This is a genomic window from Cryobacterium sp. TMT1-2-2 (assembly GCF_004403505.1).
GTDB lineage: Bacteria > Actinomycetota > Actinomycetes > Actinomycetales > Microbacteriaceae > Cryobacterium > Cryobacterium flavum.
This window is the reverse complement of record NZ_SOGS01000002.1, coordinates 329,706-349,631: the sequence shown is the minus strand read 5'-3', so window position 1 is coordinate 349,631 and position 19,926 is coordinate 329,706. Positions and strand designations below refer to the sequence as shown.

The 19,926-nt window shown below is 63.6% G+C and carries 18 protein-coding genes; 8 read left to right on the top strand and 10 right to left on the bottom strand.

Annotation, left to right across the window (positions count from 1 at the left end; translation table 11 throughout):
• Window positions 1–3 precede the first annotated feature (3 nt).
• The 3 genes from dhaL (at window position 4) to E3T35_RS01785 (ending at window position 2,006) form a co-directional block, all read left to right on the top strand.
• Window positions 4–687 carry a dihydroxyacetone kinase subunit DhaL gene (dhaL, locus tag E3T35_RS01795; protein WP_134377708.1) on the top strand — a complete coding sequence of 228 codons (684 nt, stop codon included), beginning with the start codon at window positions 4–6 and terminating at the stop codon, window positions 685–687.
• Between the two features lie 10 nt (window positions 688–697).
• Complete coding sequence (dhaM, locus tag E3T35_RS01790; protein ID WP_241987894.1) at window positions 698–1,396, top strand: dihydroxyacetone kinase phosphoryl donor subunit DhaM; 699 nt, start codon at window positions 698–700, stop codon at window positions 1,394–1,396.
• A gap of 373 nt (window positions 1,397–1,769) precedes the next feature.
• Window positions 1,770–2,006, top strand: coding sequence for a multidrug efflux SMR transporter (locus E3T35_RS01785; protein ID WP_134377707.1), 237 nt, complete (start codon window positions 1,770–1,772; stop codon window positions 2,004–2,006).
• 113 nt (window positions 2,007–2,119) lie between these two features.
• On the opposite strand, the gene E3T35_RS01780 is transcribed toward E3T35_RS01785, so the two are convergent.
• Together E3T35_RS01780 and E3T35_RS01775 are read right to left on the bottom strand one after the other, a co-directional pair.
• Complete coding sequence (locus E3T35_RS01780; protein ID WP_134377759.1) at window positions 2,120–4,018, bottom strand: Na+/H+ antiporter; 1,899 nt, start codon at window positions 4,016–4,018, stop codon at window positions 2,120–2,122.
• Between the two features lie 30 nt (window positions 4,019–4,048).
• On the bottom strand, window positions 4,049–4,978 hold the full coding sequence (locus E3T35_RS01775; RefSeq protein ID WP_134377706.1) for an aldo/keto reductase family oxidoreductase: 930 nt from the start codon (window positions 4,976–4,978) through the stop codon (window positions 4,049–4,051).
• Window positions 4,979–6,006: 1,028 nt separating this feature from the next.
• Here E3T35_RS01775 and E3T35_RS01770 point away from each other — a divergent pair.
• Window positions 6,007–6,228, top strand: a complete 222-nt coding sequence (locus E3T35_RS01770; RefSeq protein WP_134377705.1) for a hypothetical protein — start codon at window positions 6,007–6,009, stop codon at window positions 6,226–6,228.
• Here the strand turns inward: E3T35_RS01770 and E3T35_RS01765 are convergent.
• Genes E3T35_RS01765 through E3T35_RS01755 form a run of 3 tightly spaced genes read right to left on the bottom strand, consistent with a single transcriptional unit; the run spans window position 6,213 to window position 11,522 of the window.
• Entirely contained in the window at window positions 6,213–8,603 is a 2,391-nt protein-coding gene (locus E3T35_RS01765) for an excinuclease ABC subunit UvrA (protein ID WP_134377704.1), read from the bottom strand. The two genes, E3T35_RS01770 and E3T35_RS01765, sit on opposite strands and share 16 nt — an antisense overlap.
• Window positions 8,566–10,743, bottom strand: a complete 2,178-nt coding sequence (locus E3T35_RS01760) for a S9 family peptidase (protein ID WP_134377703.1) — start codon at window positions 10,741–10,743, stop codon at window positions 8,566–8,568. Before E3T35_RS01760 ends, E3T35_RS01765 begins: the two co-directional genes overlap by 38 nt.
• A 14-nt stretch (window positions 10,744–10,757) precedes the next feature.
• Complete coding sequence (locus E3T35_RS01755) at window positions 10,758–11,522, bottom strand: SDR family oxidoreductase (RefSeq protein WP_134377702.1); 765 nt, start codon at window positions 11,520–11,522, stop codon at window positions 10,758–10,760.
• A 165-nt stretch (window positions 11,523–11,687) separates the two neighbouring features.
• On the opposite strand from E3T35_RS01755, the gene E3T35_RS01750 reads away from it, so the two are divergent.
• From E3T35_RS01750 to E3T35_RS01735, 4 genes are all read left to right on the top strand, one after another.
• A complete protein-coding gene (locus E3T35_RS01750; RefSeq protein ID WP_104130757.1) occupies window positions 11,688–12,170 on the top strand; it encodes an NfeD family protein in 483 nt (160 codons plus the stop codon).
• Window positions 12,163–13,143, top strand: a complete 981-nt coding sequence (locus tag E3T35_RS01745) for an SPFH domain-containing protein (RefSeq protein WP_134377701.1) — start codon at window positions 12,163–12,165, stop codon at window positions 13,141–13,143. Before E3T35_RS01750 ends, E3T35_RS01745 begins: the two co-directional genes overlap by 8 nt.
• 3 nt (window positions 13,144–13,146) lie before the next feature.
• On the top strand, window positions 13,147–13,911 hold the full coding sequence (locus E3T35_RS01740; protein ID WP_241988689.1) for a glycerophosphodiester phosphodiesterase family protein: 765 nt from the start codon (window positions 13,147–13,149) through the stop codon (window positions 13,909–13,911).
• 111 nt (window positions 13,912–14,022) lie between these two features.
• Complete coding sequence (locus E3T35_RS01735; RefSeq protein ID WP_092340159.1) at window positions 14,023–14,391, top strand: RNA polymerase-binding protein RbpA; 369 nt, start codon at window positions 14,023–14,025, stop codon at window positions 14,389–14,391.
• A gap of 54 nt (window positions 14,392–14,445) precedes the next feature.
• On the opposite strand, the gene lnt is transcribed toward E3T35_RS01735, so the two are convergent.
• Genes lnt through E3T35_RS01710 form a run of 5 tightly spaced genes read right to left on the bottom strand, consistent with a single transcriptional unit; the run spans window position 14,446 to window position 19,924 of the window.
• Entirely contained in the window at window positions 14,446–16,002 is a 1,557-nt protein-coding gene (lnt, locus tag E3T35_RS01730; RefSeq protein ID WP_134377700.1) for an apolipoprotein N-acyltransferase, read from the bottom strand.
• A gap of 7 nt (window positions 16,003–16,009) precedes the next feature.
• Window positions 16,010–18,469, bottom strand: coding sequence for an RNA helicase (locus E3T35_RS01725; RefSeq protein WP_134343951.1), 2,460 nt, complete (start codon window positions 18,467–18,469; stop codon window positions 16,010–16,012).
• A gap of 38 nt (window positions 18,470–18,507) precedes the next feature.
• Window positions 18,508–19,260 carry a twin-arginine translocase subunit TatC gene (tatC, locus tag E3T35_RS01720; protein WP_092340218.1) on the bottom strand — a complete coding sequence of 251 codons (753 nt, stop codon included), beginning with the start codon at window positions 19,258–19,260 and terminating at the stop codon, window positions 18,508–18,510.
• Window positions 19,261–19,305: 45 nt separating this feature from the next.
• Window positions 19,306–19,563 (bottom strand): twin-arginine translocase TatA/TatE family subunit, encoded by a 258-nt coding sequence (tatA, locus tag E3T35_RS20075; RefSeq protein ID WP_092340156.1) that lies wholly within the window; start codon window positions 19,561–19,563, stop codon window positions 19,306–19,308.
• Window positions 19,564–19,609: 46 nt separating this feature from the next.
• A complete protein-coding gene (locus E3T35_RS01710) occupies window positions 19,610–19,924 on the bottom strand; it encodes a hypothetical protein (protein WP_134377699.1) in 315 nt (104 codons plus the stop codon).
• Window positions 19,925–19,926: the final 2 nt, after the last annotated feature.

Here is a 19,926-nt window from a genome sequence, read left to right as displayed (position 1 = left end):
TCGATGACCCTGAACGATCAACCAGACTCCGTTTTCGCTGACGCGGCGCCAACGCTGGACACCGCCTGGACTGTGCGCTGGATTCGCCGAAGCGCTGAGGTGCTCGCGGCCAACCGTGCCGCCCTGAATACCCTCGACCGGGAAATCGGCGATGGCGATCACGGTGAGAATATGGATCGCGGCTTTCAGGCGATCCTGCCGAAGCTCGACGCTCTGCCCGACGAGACAACGCCCGGAGCGGTGCTGAAACTGGTCGCCACGACGTTGATCTCAACGGTTGGCGGTGCTGCCGGTCCGCTGTACGGCACGGCTTTTCTGAAGGCCTCCGGTGCTGTCGGGGACGCCGAGTGGGTGGATGCTGCCGCTCTGGTTTCCCTTCTGGCTGCAGCCCGCGACGGCATCGTGCTGCGTGGCAAAGCGGATGAGGGCGATAAGACCATGATCGACGCCTGGACACCGGCCGTGAACGCGGCGTGGTCTGCGCAAGCGGCCGGTACCGGCGTCGACGTCGTCTTGCTGGCCGCAGCGGATGCCGCAGCGCGCGGCGCGCAAGCCACCGAGCCGTTGGTGGCACGCAAGGGACGGGCGAGCTATCTCGGTGAGCGGGCGATCGGCCACCGGGATCCGGGTTCTCAGTCGACGTCGCTGCTGCTCCGCGCCGCTTTCGACGTGCTGGCGACCGCGTGATGGTCCGCGAGTGAGCGCGGCGGTATCCGCTGACCGCGTTGGCCTGGTTTTTGTCTCGCACAGCGAGAAGATCGCGGCGGGGCTGGTTGAACTTGCGCGTCAGATGGCGCCGACGGTGCAACTGGTCGCTGCGGGAGGAACGGATACCGGGGGGATCGGTACCAGCTTTGAGAAGATCAGCGACGGCATCACCGCGGCGAACGGCGGCGTCGGCGTGGTGATTCTGTGTGATTTGGGTTCGGCGATTCTGACCGCGGAAACCGCGCGTGATTTTCTTGACGATGCCGAGCAAAACCAGGTGCGAATTGTGGACGCGCCGCTGGTCGAGGGCGGGGTGGCCGCAGCCGTGGCCGCAGAGATCGGGGGAGACCTCGATGCGGTCGTGGCGGCCGCGCAGTCAGCGCTGCACCCGTCGAGTAGCGCCCCACCGGCCGCTGAACAGCCCGCACCGGCCGGGGTCTCGCGCACCGTGATCCTCGTCAACAAAGACGGATTGCATGCACGACCCGCCGCAGAATTCGTGAATCTGGTGAGCACGTTCTCGGTTCCGATCACCGTGAACGGCACGGACGCCAGCAGCCTGCTGAGCATCATGTCCCTCGGTCTGGCTCGGGGAAGCAGCGTGCAGCTGTCGTCGACTGACCCGTCGGCCGGCCCGGCGATCACCGCCCTCGCAGAACTGTTGGAATCAGGTTTCGGGGAAGAGTAGGCCAGACTCCAGAGGTTTGCCGCAAAGTCGTATAGCAGTTACGTGCCTAATTGTCCAATTCGGCGTATCGTAATGGCATGATTCAGGACAGGAAGACCCCACGAGGCCCGGAACAGTGGGACGCGACCGATTTTCGGTCATGCCCGATCTGCTCACACGCCATGCGAGAACACGCCATCGACCATTCGTCGCGAAATACCGTGGTCGACTGCCCGGTTCCGCACCCCGGCGCCTGGGACCGAGACGCTTTCGAGCCGGTCAATGAATTCGGAATGGTGATTCACCACTCGCACGCCTAAGTCGTCAGGGCGAAGTGGCGCTGAGTGGATGCTTCCGCATTCCCGGGTCTGGCCAGTGTGCACGGGGGTGCCCAGTGGGTCTCCTTATAGTCGAGGAGGCCGTTTGGACGACTGCGCTCGGCAAGTCCGTGGGTTTCACCAAATTGTGGCCGACCGTCATTTTCGGTGCAGGGCTCGCGCTCAGCATGGGAGGCCTGGCCGGGGCAATGCGCGAAATCCTAATTGGGAAGGCCTATGCCGTCGGGGTTGGCATTGGCGCACCTCTAACGGTGGTCTGGGCGATGGTCAGCAGGAGCATTTCCTGGCTGTAGATCGCTTTGCTTGTCGGGCTCATCGGGTGCGTCGTCGGCCTCAAGCTCGTGCACGCCCCTACCGAGGCTACAGCCCTCGGGGACACATCTCGAGGCGCGTCGACGAGCTCGCGCTAACCGAGGAGCTCGTCAACGTAACACCAACGCCACAATTCCCTCGGCTCGGCGCTGCACATGATGGGGTGGCCGGACTCTTGGAAATGTCTGGTCGCGTGCTGACCGACGGATGAATCGCAGCACCCCACCTTGCCGCACAGTAGGCACATCCGAAGGTGTACCGGGGTAGTGCCTTCGCGTACACAGTCGTAGCATTTCGAGTCCGGTGGCACTGGATGCTCACCGACGGCCCGTAAATGCTCGCAGCCGCCGGCGCCCAGGGGGACTCCAGCGGTGTCGGGCCGGATCGCGGCAGGAGCTTCGGCACTGAAGGTGCTGCCCGCGTCGTCAGGCGAGGTGTCCAACATAGATTCTTCAACATCGAGCATCTCAAGCACTTCGCTGATTACCTCGTGGGCGTATTCTCCCGAGCGGCGCAGTTTCAGAACCCGGGCGCGCTCCGCATCAAGCATAGCCAGCCGCAACTGTACGTAGCGTTTACTGGGAGTGCGGTCCGCGAACTCCGATCGTCCGAGGCGTTCCCAGGCCGCCCGGTTGCGTTCCTGGGTGCGGCGTTCGAGCATGTCGAGCACCTCAGGCGGATCGTCGGGCCGAGTGTGCCGCCGCAAGTTTTCTATTCCTGCAGCGGTGGCCTGATCCATTAGCGCAGCCTGGCTGAGCGCATCCGCTTTGGTATCAGGACCACGTACCCCCAGCAGGCGAACGAGCCGCGGCAAGCTCAGGCCCTGCACAACCAGGGTTCCGGCCACCACTCCTAGGGCGGCGAGAACGAGGACGGGACGGTGGGCGACGCCTTCCGGTAGGGCGAACACCGCAGCCAGGGTGACGACACCGCGCATGCCAGCCCACGACACGATGGTGGGCAACTGCCAGGGCGGTGCGGGGTCGACCTGTCGAATTTTGGGTATCAGCCGAGGGAGATAAATCGCTGGGAACACCCAAATCGGGCGCAACAGGAGAACCGCGACGAGGATGACAGCGCAAGCGCCCCAGATACGCCCGGCACCGAGCGAGTCGCCTGAGGTCGCCTCAATGATCGACCGTACCTGTAATCCGATCAGAAGAAAAACGGAGTTCTCGAGCAGAAACTGCACCGTCGCCCAGTTGCTGCGCTGGCTCAATCGCGACGCACCGCCGGGCATAGCTGGCGTTCTTGTACCGATCACGAGGCCGGCGACAACGACAGCCAACACGCCAGATGCGTTGACTCCCTCAGCAGGAATATAGGCCACAAACGGGGCTGCAAGAGACATAGACGTGTTTATGGCCACGTTGCGGACCCGTTTTCGGATCTGCAGCAGGAGCCACGCCGCGACCAAGCCGATCACTACAGCCCCACCGGCAGCAAAAGCGAGGTCTGACGCCACTTGCCAGACGGTGACGCTCCCGCCAATGGCGACGATCGCCGTGCGAAGAAGCACCAGCGCGGTCGCATCATTGACCAGCGACTCACCCTCCAAAAGGCTTACAACCCGCCGCGGGAGCCCAACTCGGCGCGCGATCGTGGTCGCCGCGACTGCATCCGGCGGAGCCACCACCGCACCCAGGGCAAATGCAGCAGCCACGGGAATTTCTGGGATCAACCACCAGACGATCAGGCCGATCGCCACGGTGCCAAAAATGACATATCCGACCGACAGCAGGCCGATAGACCGCAGGTTCGTGCGAAATTCAACCAGGGAGGTACGGATAGCGGCCGCGTACAGCAGTGGAGGAAGAATTCCCACCAACACCAGTTCCGGATCCAACTTCACCGCTGGAATGAACGGCAGATATGAGCCGATGACACCGACCACAACGAGCAGCAGTGGAACAGACAGGTTCAAGCGTCTACCGAGTGCGCTGGCCGCGCAGACGACAACGACGAGAGTGAGAAGACCGAGCGATACGTCCATCATTTGCCGCCAAGAGTTTCAGGTGCCTGACTACGGCAAGATATGTCCAGCGGCCGTGAAGAGTCGATACCATTCTTCGCGCGTGAGGGCGATATCAGACCCTGCGGCCGAATCGATCAGATGGTGAACGCTGGTCGTGCCGAGTACAACCTGCATGTGGGCAGGATGACGAGTGATCCAGGCTACGGCGATGGCAGCCGGGGGAGCATCGTAGGTCAGAGCAAGGTCCTCGATGACGTTGTTCAACGCGGCATAGTTTTCTCGATCGTTCAGGAAAATACCGTCGAAGAAACCCTTCTGGAACGGCGACCATGCCTGCAGGGTGATGTTGTTTAGTCGGCAGTAGTCGAGAATGCCGTTGTCCCGGTCGATGGACTGGTCCAGGCCACCCATGTTGGCCGAGACGCCGGCGGCAATCAGGGGCGCATGCGTGATGCTCAACTGCACCTGGTTGACGATGAGCGGCTGGGCCACCGAGCTTTTCAATAGCTCTACCTGTCCCGGAGTGTGATTGGAGACGCCGAAATTGAGTACTTTTCCCGCATTGTGCAAAATGTTGAACGCCTCCGCGACCTCGTCGGGTTCCACCAGGGCGTCAGGGCGGTGCAGCAGCAGCATGTCGAGGTAATCGGTCTTCAACGCCGTGAGCGACTCGTCGACCGATCGAAGGATGTGCTCCCTGGAGAAGTCCCAGAAGCCCGATCGAATGCCGACCTTTGACTGGATGGCGACACGTGCCCGATCTTCTGCCGAAAACGATACGGCGTCGCCAAAACGCCGCTCACATTCGTGGGGTTCGCTGCCGTACACGTCGGCGTGATCGAAGAAATTTATGCCGGCCTCTCTGGACGCTCCAACCAAGGATCGGATCTCTTCGTCGGCGAGGGGAACGATCCGCATCAGCCCCAGAATGATGTTGGAGACCTTGAAGTGTGTATTCGGTAACGTCATTGTCTTCATACCTCCAGTCTGGGTGCAGACGGGCCAGAACAACACCCCGGTCTATTACTTTTGGAAGGGAACGCTTTCTGTGCGTCAGGCGGACCGGAGTAGGGGAAAATTCAATATTCCGGACCTCTCATCGATCTGAGTTGTCCCGTTTCATCTAAAGTGAGGCAGAGAGGGCGGAATTTCACCGCTGCCTTATTTAGGGCAAGGGGCTGTTACGGTTGACGCCCGGTCATTGGGCATAATTTCGGGACAGTCAAACGGCCGCCGCCGCCTCCCAGCACGGTCACAACCGCCAACTTTAGGGGGAGCGTCCGCAGGAGGTCCCACTACCGGCGCTCCCGTTTCGTCCCTCTGATCTCGCTCGGTGTCAGCTCAAAACATGCACCCGTAGCGACTGTCAACGATGTCTTCACGGCTCAGGAGATTGAGCGCCCAGCAGGGCACGCGTTTACACGTTGCTAGGGAGAGCGTCGCTGCCGATGAGGCAATCAGCGCAGCAGCTTTCGGGAATTAAGCGGGTGGGGCGCGGCTCTCCGATATCGCTGGTGAGCGTGCCGCGGGATCGCAAGTTGAAGGTGCTGACGTTGACCACTTTTCGCGGCGTCGCTTGGAACACTCGTAGCCGAGCGCCGGTGTCAGTTAGATGGCTGGGTGCGAGTCATTCTGGTCTCGGAGCCCCTGCTCTGCACTCGCGAAGGCGGAGGAGGCCCCTGACGCGCCGATTGCTTGCAAGGTCCGTGTGATTTTGTTCGCATCAAAACTTCGCTGCTGGGAGTCTCCTCGTCGGCGTCAGTATGCCGAACACCGCCACCTCAGAGGGTTGTAAAGCTCCTGCATCGTTGGGAATACCATCAAGAATCTCGGCGATGTGAATTTCACGCCCCGGGCTCGCTGTCATACCTCGGTGTTGACATAATGTGCATTATCGGTCACGCGTCCGGGGGTCCGAGAGGGGTGCCTGATACGGCGTCCGCAGCTTCCACCCGGCCGAACCCGGCTTGAATCAGCCAGGAGTCGCAGAGAACTCGCCTGACGGGGTGGGTACGAACAGCATGGTCGACCGCATCACCACCGGCACCACGGATGCCGACCGCGCCCTGGTCGCCGATACCATCTGCGTGTGCGACGCCAAGTGGCTCGTGCCGGTGATCGTCGACCAACTCGCGGCCGGGCGCTCGAGTTGCTGCACACCGTCGGTGCGCGAAGGACTCTGGTCGAGTTGCTCGCGTCGCCGGCTGCCGGGTCAGTCGTCGACGTAGGCCGCGAGGTGTTGGCCGGTGAGTGTGGCTCGACTGGCCACGAGGTCGGCCGGCGTTCCCTCAAAGACGATTCGGCCGCCGTCGTGGCCGGCCCCTGGACCCAGGTCTATGATCCAGTCGGCGTGCGCCATCACCGCCTGATGGTGTTCAATCACGATGACCGACTTGCCCGAGTCGACGAGCCGGTCCAGCAGGCCGAGCAGATTCTCCACATCGGCAAGGTGCAGACCGGCGGTCGGCTCATCCAGAACGTACACCTCACCCTTGTCGGCCATCTGGGTGGCGAGTTTGAGCCGCTGGCGCTCACCGCCTGACAGCGTCGGCAACGGCTGGCCGAGTCGGAGATAGCCGAGCCCCACGTCGGACAGGCGCACCAAAATGGCATGAGCGGCCGGAATTCGAGACTCCCCCGCGCCGAAGAACTCCTCGGCTTCGGTCACCGACATCGCCAGCACCTCGCTGATGTCGCTTCCATTCAGGTGGAAGTCCAAAACGGATGCCTGGAACCGCTTCCCCTCGCAGACCTCGCAGGGAATGGCGACGCCGGCCATGATTCCAAGGTCGGTGTAGATGACGCCGGCGCCGTTGCAGCTCGGGCAGGCACCCTCGGAATTAGAACTGAATAGGGCCGGTTTCACCCCGTTGGCCTTCGCGAACGCCTTGCGGATCGGCTCGAGCATGCCCGTGTAGGTTGCGGGGTTGCTGCGCCTGGATCCCTTGATCGCACCCTGGTCGACTGATACCACGCCGTCCCGCCCCGAGACTGAGCCGGTGACCAGTGAGCTTTTCCCCGACCCGGCGACGCCGGTCAGCACCGTCAGCACGCCCAACGGGATATCGACGTCGACGTTGGTCAGGTTGTGCGCGCTCGCACCGCGCACCGGCAGGACACCCGTGGGTGCACGCACGGTCGGTTTCACGGTCGCGCGATCATCCAGGTGCCGACCGGTCAGCGTGCCGCTACTACGAAGCCCGGCGAGGGAACCCTCGAAGACCACCTCGCCGCCGTTCGTTCCCGCGCCGGGGCCGAGATCGATGATGTGGTCGGCGATCTGGATCATCTCCGGCTTGTGCTCGACAACGAGCACGGTATTGCCCTTGTCGCGCAGCTGTATCAACAGCGTGTTCATACGCTGGATATCGTGTGGGTGCAGCCCGATGGTCGGTTCGTCAAAGACATAGGTGACGTCGGTGAGCGAGGATCCGAGGTGACGGATCATCTTGGTGCGCTGCGACTCACCGCCGGAGAGAGTGCCGGAAGCACGGTCGAGGGACAGATACCCCAGCCCTATCTGCACAAAGGAGTCCAATAGCAGCAGCAAGGCCGTGAGCAGGGGCGCAACGGACGATTCGTTCAGGCCGGTGACCCATCCGGCGAGGTCGCTGATCTGCATGGCACAGGCATCCGCAATGCTGATCTCGTTGATTTGCGACGACCGGGCACCCTCATTGAGTCGGGTGCCGGTGCAGTCGGGGCAGACCGTGAACGTGACCGCCCGCTCGACAAACGCGCGAATATGCGGCTGCAGGGTGTCGACGTCCTTGCTGAGCATCGATTTCTGGATCTTCGGAATCAGGCCTTCGTAGGTGAGGTTGATTCCCTCGATTTTGATCTTGGTCGGCTCCTTGTGCAGAAGGTCGGCCAGTTCCTTCTTGGTGAAATCCCTGATCGGCTTGTCGGCGTCGAAGAAGCCACAACCGTTGAAAATGCGACCGTACCAGCCGTCCATGCTGTACCCGGGGATACTCAGGGCGCCACCGTTGATGGACTTGCGTTCGTCGTAAAGCGCGGTCAGGTCGATGTCGGTGACCGAACCCCGCCCCTCGCAGCGGGAACACATGCCCCCGGTGATGCTGAAGGTGCGGCGTTCCTTCACGGTCGTTCCGCCGCGTTCGATCGAGACCGCGCCCGCTCCGCTGATCGAGGCGACGTTGAACGAGTAGGCCTGCGGCGAGCCGAGGTACGGCTGGCCGAGGCGGCTGAACAGGATGCGCAGCAGCGCGTTCGTGTCGGTGGCCGTGCCGACGGTGGAACGCGCGTTCGCGCCCATCCGCTCCTGGTCGACGATGATGGCCGTCGTCAGCCCGTCGAGCACATCGACGTCGGGCCGGGCCAGTGTGGGCATGAAACCCTGCACGAAGGTGCTGTAGGTCTCGTTGATCATGCGCTGGGATTCGGCAGCGATGGTGCCGAACACGAGGGAGCTCTTTCCGGACCCGGACACGCCAGTGAACAGGGTCAGCCGGCGCTTGGGAATCTGAACGCTGACATTCTTGAGATTGTTTTCGCGGGCGCCCTGCACGCGGATCAGGTCGTGGCTGTCTGCGACCTGGCGTTCAGCTGACGGGATGTTCGTGGTGCGGGTCTCGCTCATCTTTGCTCCTGTGATTCGTGGCACTGGGCAGGTGTCGGGCCCACCAGTCCAGAATAATCTCGAACCGTTGCAAACGGTGGCGGGGGTGACCGGTGCGGCTGAGGTCGTGGTTCTCTCCCGGAAAAACGACCAGTTCGGACTCCACTCCCCCACGTTTGAGCGCAGCGTAGTAGCGCTCGCCCTGCGACAGCGGGCAGCGCAGGTCCTGCGCTGAGTGCAGCACCAGGGTCGGGGTCGTCACCCGGCCGACCAGAAACTGTGGGCTCTGTGCCTGCAGCAGGGCGGCATCCGTACCGGCGTATTCGTCGCCGAAGAAGTCGCCGATGTCGCTCGTCCCGACGAACCCTTGCGGATCCAGAAAGCCGCGTTCCACGATGGCCGCCGCGAACCGGTGCTCGTGCGCGATCGTCCACGCGGTCAGATAGCCGCCGTAGGACCCGCCCATGATACCGACACGGTGGGCGTCGAGGGTGGGCTCCGCGCTGAGAGCGCCAGCGAGAAAGTCCAGCACGTCGGCCAGGTCGAGGGTGCCCATGCGCTGGCGGATGGCGCGCCCGTGGGCCTGGCCATAACCGGATGACCCGCGCGGGTTGCAGAGGACCACCGCGTAGCCCGCGTCGACGTAGACCTGGGTCTCATCGAGGAGCGCACCGGTGTATTGAGCGAACGGTCCTCCGTGAATGGTCAGAAGCACCGGATGCGGTCCCGGCCCTGCCGGAGTGTGCACCCAGCCGTGCACCGGATAGCCGTCTCGTCCGGTGACCGTGAGCTCGATTCCGGGGATCAGTCCGGTGGCGCGCAGGGCCAAGGAAAAATCGGTGAGGCGTTTCGGCGGGGTCTCCGAAGTGTGACTGCCGGTGAGGCCCGGGTGGATGAGAACGAGGTCACCTGTCGTGCGGGCGGACTGCACCGCGACAACGACGGCGTCGCCGCAGGCATCCATTGAGGCAGCGACGGTGGCTCCGCAGTCGAGTGACTGCACCCGCCCCTCGCGCTCTACCCGTACCAGCTCGACCCGGCCACGACGACCCGTGAGTACGAGCACGGAGCCGTCCGTCAACGGACAGATTCCCCCGGTGGCATCGAGGTCGAGCAGATCCTGGTCGGTCTGGTTCGGGTCGGTCACCCGAATGGGTGCTGAACCGTCAAGCGAGACACCACTTCGGTAAAGAGCGGTCACCCGGCCGACGAAGTCTCGCCCGCTCGCGCCCACGTCGGTTGCGAGCAGCCAGAGGGTACCGTCCTCGGCAGAGGCCAGCGCCGAGATACTGAGGTTTTGGGCCGCAGGCACGACGGTGCGAAGCGGCGCGATGGTCCCGTTTGGAGCGGTATCGGTGCTGTCGCGGAGTGTGAGTTCGACCACTTCACTGCGGAGGTCGGTGTACCGTTCGGCCTGACGGGCCGAGATGGTCAGGAGCCTGGAACCGTCGGGCGAGAAGGCCAGCCCGGAATGATCGAAGTCTCCCTCGGTCAGCTGGCGGGCGACCGGTACTCCACTCGCGAAGCTGGCCGGATCCAAAAGGTCCGGTGTTGGCGCGCTACCCGGCGGGTTGCCGGACGGCGCCTGCGGTGCGTCGGTCACGGACGGCGCTACGGCGGGGGTCGGTTCGCCCCAGACATCGGGCACGACGGCGAGAAACACGTGTACGCGGCGGTCACTGGTGTAGCCGACGCCGTTCGAACGATAACGCAGGGTATCGAAACGGCGGGCCGGTTCCGAGTCGGCCGACAGACCCGCAACCGTGCCATAACGACCCTGCTCGGGGACCCGGGCCAGGAAGGCAATCCGGTCACCGTCCGGATGCCAGCGAAAGTCGCTCACGCCGAGAACCGCGTCGGTCACCGCTACGGGCTCGCCGCCGGCCGCATCAACAACGTGCAGCTGCGCGGCGCCGCCGGCATCGGCGCGCAGAAACCCGATCAGGCTGCCATCCGGAGAAAACCGGGGCGCCCAGTCACGAAAACCGCGCGTGATGCGGCGCGGAGCCGGCTCCCCTGCCAGCGCGACGGTAAAGAGCTGACCGACGTAATCATCCGCTGAAAAGTCGGCGTGTACCTGGGAGAACACCGCCCGCGACCCATCGGGATGGATCGTCGGGCGTGACAGCGACCCGAGTAAGGGAAGATCGGCAGCCTTCATCGCTTGGTCGTCCGCTATTCGCCGGCGAACCCGGACGTGTCGCCGACCAGGCGAGTGTTGCCGGCCGGGACCGGCGAGGTCGCGGCCAGGACGATTTCCGCTGCGAACTCGCTCACGTTGTACAGGCGACCGGCCGCCTCCTTGCGGGCGCTCAGAGCGCCAGGGTTGGACCGTTCGAGCAGCGTCGCCGTGATGGTGCCCTCGATCATGTCACCGGACACCACGACGAATCCGATACCGGACTCTTCGAGCTGGGGAATGACGGCGCGCAGGGCGTCTTCGCCGGCGCGCTTACTGCGGGCGACCGGCTCATACTCCGGCATGGTGGGTGTGGTCTTGATGAAGTGTGCCTGGTGGCTGGTGACGTAGACCACCCGGGAATCGTCACCGAGCAGGGGTACGGCGCCGTTGAGTAGATTGACCTGTGCGTCACGATTGAGCTTGATGGCGTAGTCCGCCGCCATGCCGCTCTCCATGCCGCCAGATGCGTTCATCACAAGAATGTCGAGGCCACCGAATTCGCTCGTGATGGTCGCGAACATCGCGGCGACCGATGCCGGATCGGTCAGGTCGGCACTGACGGTGATGGCGTCTCCCCCGGCGGCGCGAATGGCGTCGCGAAGCTTGTTCGCGCGTGCCTCTTTATTGCGGTAGTTGATGACGACGCGCGCTCCGGCCTCGGCGAAATAGCCGACAGTGTCGGCGCCGATGCCACGGGACGAGCCGGTGACGAGTACACGCTTGCCCTCGAGTGATCCTGCTGCAAGTGGATTGGTCACGCGTGCTCCTCAAGAATTCGGTCTGTTTGTGTCCGTGATGAAGTGTGGCCTGATCGGCCACTACCTACACTTTCGACCTTATCAACAAGCCTCGGCCGCTCCCCCGGCGTGTTGTCGTCGGTACCTGCTAGTTTCGAGGTGAACGAAATGTGGAAGGTGTCACGCATGGTCGACCTGACCGATTATCTCTGGATTTTGTGGCTCGTGTTCATTCTCGTGGCCATCACCATCGAATTGCTGAGCCTGGAATTCACGTTCCTAATGATCTCCATCGGCAGCCTGGGCGGTTTGGCCGCCAATTTGCTCGGCCTGGACTGGTGGCTTCAGATCGTCGTTGCCGGCGGCTTGTCGGTGCTGCTGTTGCTGACGATTCGGCCGTTTTTGCTGCGCGCCCTGCGCAAGGGCGGCGATCCGGCGCTTTCCAATATCGACGCCCTGATCGGCATGAGTGGTCGTGTTCTCTCGACCGTCACCGAGACCGGCGGACTGGTAAAGCTGGCCAACGGCGAAACCTGGACTGCTCGTCTGGTGCTGCCGGGTGGCGGCACCGCAGCACCCGCTGAACCGGGCGAGCGCGTCACCGTGCATCTCATCGAAGGCTCCACCGCCATCGTCATCCCCGCCGAAAGGACCCAGAACAATGCTTGACCCCGCAGCTTTCATCGGTCAGATCTTCGTGATCGCCCTGCTCGCCGTGTTGGCGGTGTTCGTCATCGTCATTCTCGTGCGCGCCATTCGCATCATTCCGCAGGGCAACGCCGGGGTGGTCGAGCGCCTCGGCAAGTACCACAAGACGCTGCTGCCCGGTCTGAACCTGCTCGTGCCGTTCGTCGACCGGGTGCGGCCGCTGCTCGATATTCGCGAGCAGGTCGTCTCGTTTCCGCCGCAGCCCGTGATCACCGAGGACAACCTCGTGGTCTCCATCGACACTGTCGTTTATTTTCAGGTGACGGATGCCCGCGCCGCCACCTACGAGATCAACAACTACCTCGGCGCGGTCGAGCAGCTCACCACGACCACCCTTCGTAACGTGGTCGGCGGGTTGAACCTGGAAGAAGCGCTGACCAGTCGCGACAATATCAACAGCCAGCTACGCATCGTGCTCGACGAGGCCACCGGCAAATGGGGTATCCGCGTGGGCCGAGTCGAGCTCAAGGCCATCGAGCCGCCCCACTCCATCCAGGACTCCATGGAGAAGCAGATGCGCGCCGAACGTGACCGTCGTGCGCTGATCCTCACCGCCGAGGGCACCAAACAGTCCGCCATTCTGACCGCTGAGGGCGCTCGCCAGGCGGCGATCCTCGAAGCCGAGGGTGATGCCAAAGCTGCCGTCCTGCGCGCGCAGGGTGAGGCGGAAGCCATCACCACGGTGTTCAAGGCCATTCACGATGGAGACCCCGACCCGAAGCTGCTCGCCTACCAATACCTGCTCACACTTCCCAAGCTGGCCGAGGGCAGCGCTAACAAGCTGTGGATCGTGCCGAGCGAACTGACCGAGGCCATGAAGGGTATCGGCAGCGCCTTCGGCGCGAACGCCCACAACCCGGCAGCCGCGCCTGCCGCCTCCGCAACGCCCGGAACGCCCGGAACCCCCGGAACGCCCGCAACGCCGCAGGCCTAGGCGGTGGCCGAGAACGCCCCGTCAGTATTTCTGGACGCACCGCATCCCCGGGTCTTCGCCCACCGCGGTCTGGCGCATGAAGCGCCGGAAAACACCCTACTCGCCTTCGTGAAAGCGCTGGCGGGCGGGGCCACCCACCTCGAGACCGACGTGCACGTATCGCTCGACGGTGTGGCCGTGATCAGCCACGACCCCGATCTCACCGCCCTCGAACGGGACGTGCGCATCGACCAACTGACTATGACCGAACTGAAACGCATCAACCTGGGCTTCGGGCAATCGTTCACGTCCCTCGCCGATGCCCTCGAGGCCTTTCCGACGGCGCGGTTCAATATCGATATCAAAACGGATGCCGCCGCCGAGCCCGCCGCTCGGGCCATTCGTGACCAGGGAGCCACTCCCCGGGTTCTCGTGACCTCGTTCAACGAACCGCGCCGCCAACGGATCGTGGATCTGCTGCCCGGTGTGGTGTCGTCCGCCTCGTTACCGCTCGTGGCCCGGGCCGTAGCGGCGGCGAATTTGGGCCTTCCTGCGCTCGTTCGCCGTACCCTGGCGGGCTGCGTTGCCGTGCAGGTACCCGAGCGTGCCGGAATGCTTCGTATCGTGACACCCCGTTTCATCGCGATGATGCACCGGGTGAATGTCGAGGTGCACGTGTGGACGGTGAACGACCCGGCAGACATGATTCGACTGCTTGATCTGGGTGTCGACGGCATTGTCACGGATCGCACCGATCTGGCTGTGGCGGCCATTACTCGCCGAACCTGAGAATTACCTCCCAGAACGGGGGGTTCGGGAAGGTTAACACCCAGCTTGATGGTTTACAAATGTGAATGCATCGTGATCGATCTGTGATCGCGAGTGAGAGGAGACCACACTATGGCTGACCGCAGTTTGCGTGGCATGAGATTAGGCGCACAAAGCCTACAGAGCGAAGAAGGCGTCACCTTCTCCCCCCGGGTACAGCACACCTACCGGTGTGAAACATGTGGGCGCGAGACGGTAATGATTTTTTCGGCCGAAGCCGAGGCACCGGACGAATGGGAATGCAAATACTGCGCACGGACGGCGACCCGACTGGTCGATTCCCTGCCGGTGATCGTTGACCACTCCGACGAGAAGATTCCACGGACCCACTGGGACATGCTGCTGGAACGTCGCACCAGGGATGAACTCGAAGAGTTGCTCGAAGAGCGCCTCTCCGTGTTGCGCCTGCGCCGTGGTGGCCAGCAGAAGATCGGCGCCTAACCGCCGGTTCCACCCCAGACGACCCCCGCACGTGTGTGCCGGGGTCGTTGTTGGTTAACGCTGTGTTCGCGAAGCGGTGCGCGCCAAGCGGCGACGTTGGCCTCGGGCGGCGCCGAAACAGAGCGCCAGACCGGCCAGTCCCAACCCGGAGACGAGCCATTCAATGCCTCGCCCAGCCACCATCGCCGGCGTAATGATGTCGCTGAGCGGCACCGTCTGCACCATCGCGCCAGCAGTGAAGGTCGGCAGGCTGTCCTGAGTGTGCCCGTCGGGAGTGATGATGGCGCTCGAACCGACCGTGGAGATGTTCACCACCGTACGACCCGTCTCGATCGCGCGCAGCCGGGCGATCGCCAGCTGCTGCACGCTCTCATCGGTGTGCCCGAAATCGGCATTGTTGGTTTGAGCGAGGATGATCTGGGCCTTGTCGTCGATCATCTCGTGCACGAGTTGATCGTCGGCGATGTCGAAACAGATCGCGATCCCGGCCAGGATCCCGTTGATGTCGAAGGTATTGTCCCGGGTACCGATGCCGTAGTCCCGGCCGATGAGGTCGATCAGCTCCGGGGCGAACGGACGCCAGAAGGCGCGATCCGGCATATACTCCGCGAAGGGCACCGGGTGCACCTTGTCGTACACGTCAACGGCTCCGCGCCCGGCCTCCCAGAGCAGCGAGCTGTTGTAGTAGGTGTCTCCCGGCTTCGTGATGGTGCCGGTGATGAGCGGGGCATCCATTTCGGTGCTGACGTAGTCGAGCACCTGCGCGGCCGCTTCCGACCGGGCGGGGTCGATATCGCTCGCGTTCTCCGGCCAGACCACGAAATCGATTTTCTGGCCGATCAGCGGCAGCGTGGCCGAAACGTGGTCCTGCAGGATCTGGCCCGGAGAATATTCGGCAAAGAGCCCGGCGTCAGCGTTGCCCTGCACTGCGGCGAGGCGAACCTCACCGCTGGGGATGGTCGGCCACGCGGGAACGGCGAGCACCAGCGCAACGGCACCGACAACGATGCCGGTGCGCAGCCTGCGCATCAGTTCGGGTTCGCGGAGCAACTGTACGGCCAAGGCGCTCAGCCAGACCATAATGAAACTGAGGCCCGACAGTCCCACCCAGGCCACGAGCGGGCCGAACGGACTCTCGGACTGGGAGAGCGCAACGCGGCCCCAGGCGAAGCCGCCGTAGGGCCAGACCGCGCTGATTGCCTCCCTGGCCGTCCACAACCCGGCGACGATAACCGGCACCACACCGAGGCGACCCCAGATGCTCGGCCAGACCCGAGGACCGTGCCGTAGCACGACCGCGGTGAGCCCAAGCCCAACGGCGAAGAACAGGCTCTCCAGCCCGCCGAGCGCGAACCACGGCACGAGACCGAGATACAGGGTGATCCAGTAGATGTGAATCAGCCAGAACGACAGGCCCGCGACCAGGCCAACGAGCAGTCCGGTCGCGAGGTTTCGACCGAGCAGCGCCAGGAGCATGAGCGCGACCCCGACCGGCGCGAGAAACCACCAGTCGCGATCCGGGAAACCGGCATCGAGAACCGCTCCCGCACCGGCGGCGACCAGAACGGATGCCCACAACGGCAGGCTGAACGCACGCTCACTCGCCCACATGGCCGGTTCAGGCCACCGAAGAATAAGCGACAATGCCGCGACGGATGGCGTCCATGGCGCTCCGAGCGGTTGATCCGACCTGGGCGTCGCCGGCGATGGACAGTTGGTCAAGCAGATCGATGGTCTGTTTGGTCCAGCGCACGAAATCGCCGGCCGCCATCTCGGCCTCGTCGAGCACGTCGGCGAGCGACGCGCCGCGGGCCCACTTCCACATGGCGAGGCTGAGGCCAACGGCGAGCGGATTACTGCCGGGGAGCTTGTGGTCACGCTCGAGGTCGTCGATGCGACTCCACAGCTCATGGGTGTCGTCCAACGCCGGGCGAAAAGGCCCCTTCGGCAGGTAGCGGGCGTCGATGAGGCCCTCTTCACGTCGCGGCTCGAAGACGAGCGCGCAGGCCATCGCTGCGAGACTCGCGGCGTCGAGTTCGTTCCACAGGCCGCGGCGCAGGGATTCAGCAACCAGCAGGTCCCGCTCGGCGTAGATGCGGCGCAGAATCCGTCCGCTTTCGCTGAGCGCGATCGCACCGCTGGCATCGGATTCGAGATAGCCGTAGCCGAGCAGCACGTCGGTCACCCGGTCGAAAACGCGGGCGATCGCCCCAGTGCGTTGCGAAATTTGCTGGTTGAGGGCATCCGTCTGGCGTTTGAGCTTGAACCAGCGTTCCGCCCAGCGGGAGTGTGCCTCGCGATCTGCGCAGTGGTGGCAACCGTGGGCACGCATCTGTTTGCGGAGGCTGGCGACCTCACGCTGGCGTTTGTCGCGTTCCCCTCGCTGGGAGTTGTCGGCCTTGGTGCCCTCGCGCTCCACCTCGGTGAGACGCCGACGAATGGCCGAGTACTGCTCAAAATCTCCGAGGTGGCAGGTCATGCTGGTCTTGAACCCGGCCAGAGATTCCTCCTGCTGGCGCACGGAGCGGGCCAGATCGACGACGGCGCGGTCGGCCTGGAACTGGGCGAACGACGACTCGAGCACGCCGCGCGTTCGCGTGACCCCGAACTGGTCGATCAGATTGACGGCCATGTTGTAGGTCGGTTTGAAACTCGAATTCAGCGGATAGGTGCGCCGAGAGGCGAGCGAGGCGACGGCCTGCGGGTCGAGTCCCTGGGCCCACTGGATGACCGAGTGCCCAAGGGTGTCGATTCCGCGGCGACCGGCCCGACCGGTCAGCTGGGTGTACTCCCCCGGGGTGATCGGCACGCGCGCCTCACCGTTAAACTTCTCCAGTTTGTCGAGCACGACCGTGCGGGCAGGCATGTTGATGCCGAGGGCAAGCGTTTCGGTGGCAAAGACGGCCTTGACCAGCTTCTTCTGGAAGAGCTCCTCGACGACCTCCTTGAAGGCCGGCAGCAGACCAGCATGGTGGGCCGCGACTCCGCGTTCGAGCCCGTCCAGCCACTCGAAGTAGCCAAGCACGCCGAGGTCTTCGTCCAGTAGGGTGCGGCATCGATCGTCGACGATCTGGCGGATTTCTTCACGCTCGTGTTCCTGGGTCAGGCGTACCCCCGAACGGAGCACCTGTCGCACGGCCTGGTCGCAGCCGACCCGGCTGAAGATGAAGAAAATGGCCGGCAGCAGATGTTTACCGTCGAGCATACGCACGATGTCGCCGCGGTCCATCCGACCGGCATCGAACTGGGGACGCTGCTTGTCATGACCCCGGTAGCCCCCGGATTGGCCGCCCTGACGACCGGAACCTCGGCCGCGCCCGCCGGCCGAACGTCCGCCGGCGTGTGCCAGACGCACGAGTTCAGGATTAACCCGATGCGTACCGATCAGTCCGGTGGAGTCGAACAGATCGAGCATATTGTTCTTGACCAGCACGTGTTGCTCGAGCGGAACTGGTCGCTCCTCAGACACGATCACGTCGGTCTCACCGCGCACTGCCTGCAGCCAATCGCCGAATTCTTCCGCGTTCGACACCGTCGCGCTGAGCGACACCATGCGCACCTGCTGTGGCAGATGGATGATCACTTCTTCCCAGACAGCTCCGCGAAAGCGGTCAGCGAGGTAGTGCACCTCGTCCATCACCACGAAGGCCAAGTCGGTCAGAAGATCGGAATCGGCGTAGAGCATGTTGCGCAGCACTTCTGTGGTCATGACCACGATGCGCGCCCCCGGGTTGACGTTGCTGTCTCCGGTAAGCAACCCGACCTGGTCAGCGCCGTACTCGGCCGCAAATTCCTGGAACTTCTGGTTGCTGAGCGCCTTCATCGGGGCCGTGTAGAACACCTTTGCACGGGACCGCTGCATCGCCAGGTAGATCGCGAATTCGGCCACAATCGTCTTGCCGGCTCCGGTCGGCGCCGCAACGAGCACGCTGTTGCCCGCCTCCAGGCACGCGCAGGCTTCACGCTGGAACGGGTCGAGGTCGAAGCCCAGGCCGCTCTCGAACCCCTGCAGGAGTGGCTGGGCGGCCCGGATGCGCGCAGCCGAGTACCGTTCGGCCGGCGATTGCGTGTGAGTCACGTGATCCTAACAATTACTGCAACGAGTCTCAGCTGAGACTAAAGCGCGAATTCTTTTTCGAAGGCGAGCACTTTTCTGGCCGCGCGCCGATCGTGCAGCCAAGCGATACCGTAGGCGGCAAAATACAACATAACCATGGGAATGGCCAGCAGGAACATCGACACCACGTCGGCGGCCGGGGTGGCGATCGCCGTGAACAGCACAATGACCAGAATGGCGATCCGCCAGGACTTGATGATCGACGCTGCGCTGATGACCCCGGCGAAGTTGAGCAGCACGATGAACACGGGCAGCACGAACGCGATACCGATCGCCACGACGAGCTTGAGCACAAAATCGAAGTAGCCCTGAGCGTTGATGAACGCCGAATCCTCCGTGGGGGCGAAACTCGTCATGAGCTCGACTACGTGCGGCAGGACGATCCAACCCGCGGCGCAGCCGGCCAGGAACAGCGGAATGGCCGTGAAGAGAAACCCGAAGGTGTATTTCTTCTCGGTTCGGGTGAGCCCCGGTACCAGAAAAGCGAAGACCTGATAGAGCCATACCGGGCTGGACACAATCAGACCGACGTAGAGCGAAATCTTCAGTTTGAGGTCGAAAGCGCTCGTGATGTCGGGGTAGTTGATCTGGGCGTTACGATGCTGGGCGTTGATGATGGCGTAAATGGGTTCACGCAGCTGATCCCAGACGAAGTCGGAGAGAAACCAACCCGCAATGGCCCCGATGAGGAGCCCGGCAGCAGCCAGGTAGAGGCGCTTGCGCAGTTCGATCAGGTGCTGCCCCAACGACATCTTTCCCGCTTTGGTCGCACTCCGCTCGGCGCGGACCATGCGGCGCTAAGGCTTCGCGGCGGGGTCGGTGGGGCCGACCGCGGTGGAGCCGGACGTCGTCGACGCGTCGTCGCCCGTGGTGCTCGTTGAGCGAGCAGGCGCGTTCGGATCGGGGTCGACCGCGTCGCTCTTGATCTCACTCTTGAAAATTTTCATCGACTGCCCCAGGCTGCGGGCGAGTCCCGGAAGCTTGGGCGCACCGAAAAGAAGCAGTACGACGACAAGGATGATCAGGAAGTGCCATCCGGTCAGATTTTGCAGCATGAGGGTGTGTCCTCTGTGTTAGCGAGTATTGCAGCGGGCGTGGCGGTTAACGGGCGTGCCGCATCAGTTTACCCCGCACGATCCGCGCGTCGCGACGCACCTGGTTTCGGTGGGTGCGTTCTGCACGCAGTTGGTCGACCCTTCCCAGCAGCACGGCCGAATCTGCGAACACGGCCGGGATACCGACAGCGGCAGCCGCCAGCCCATCGGATTCACCCGTGGGCAACTGACCGCGGAGCGATTCCAGCGCCTGCAGGGTGCCGCGAGTCTTCCGAAACAGCGAGAGGGCAAACCAGCTGAGCAGAGCGAGCAGTCCCAGTGTTAGACCAGTCCAGATGAGCAGCCACGACCACCACGGCATCG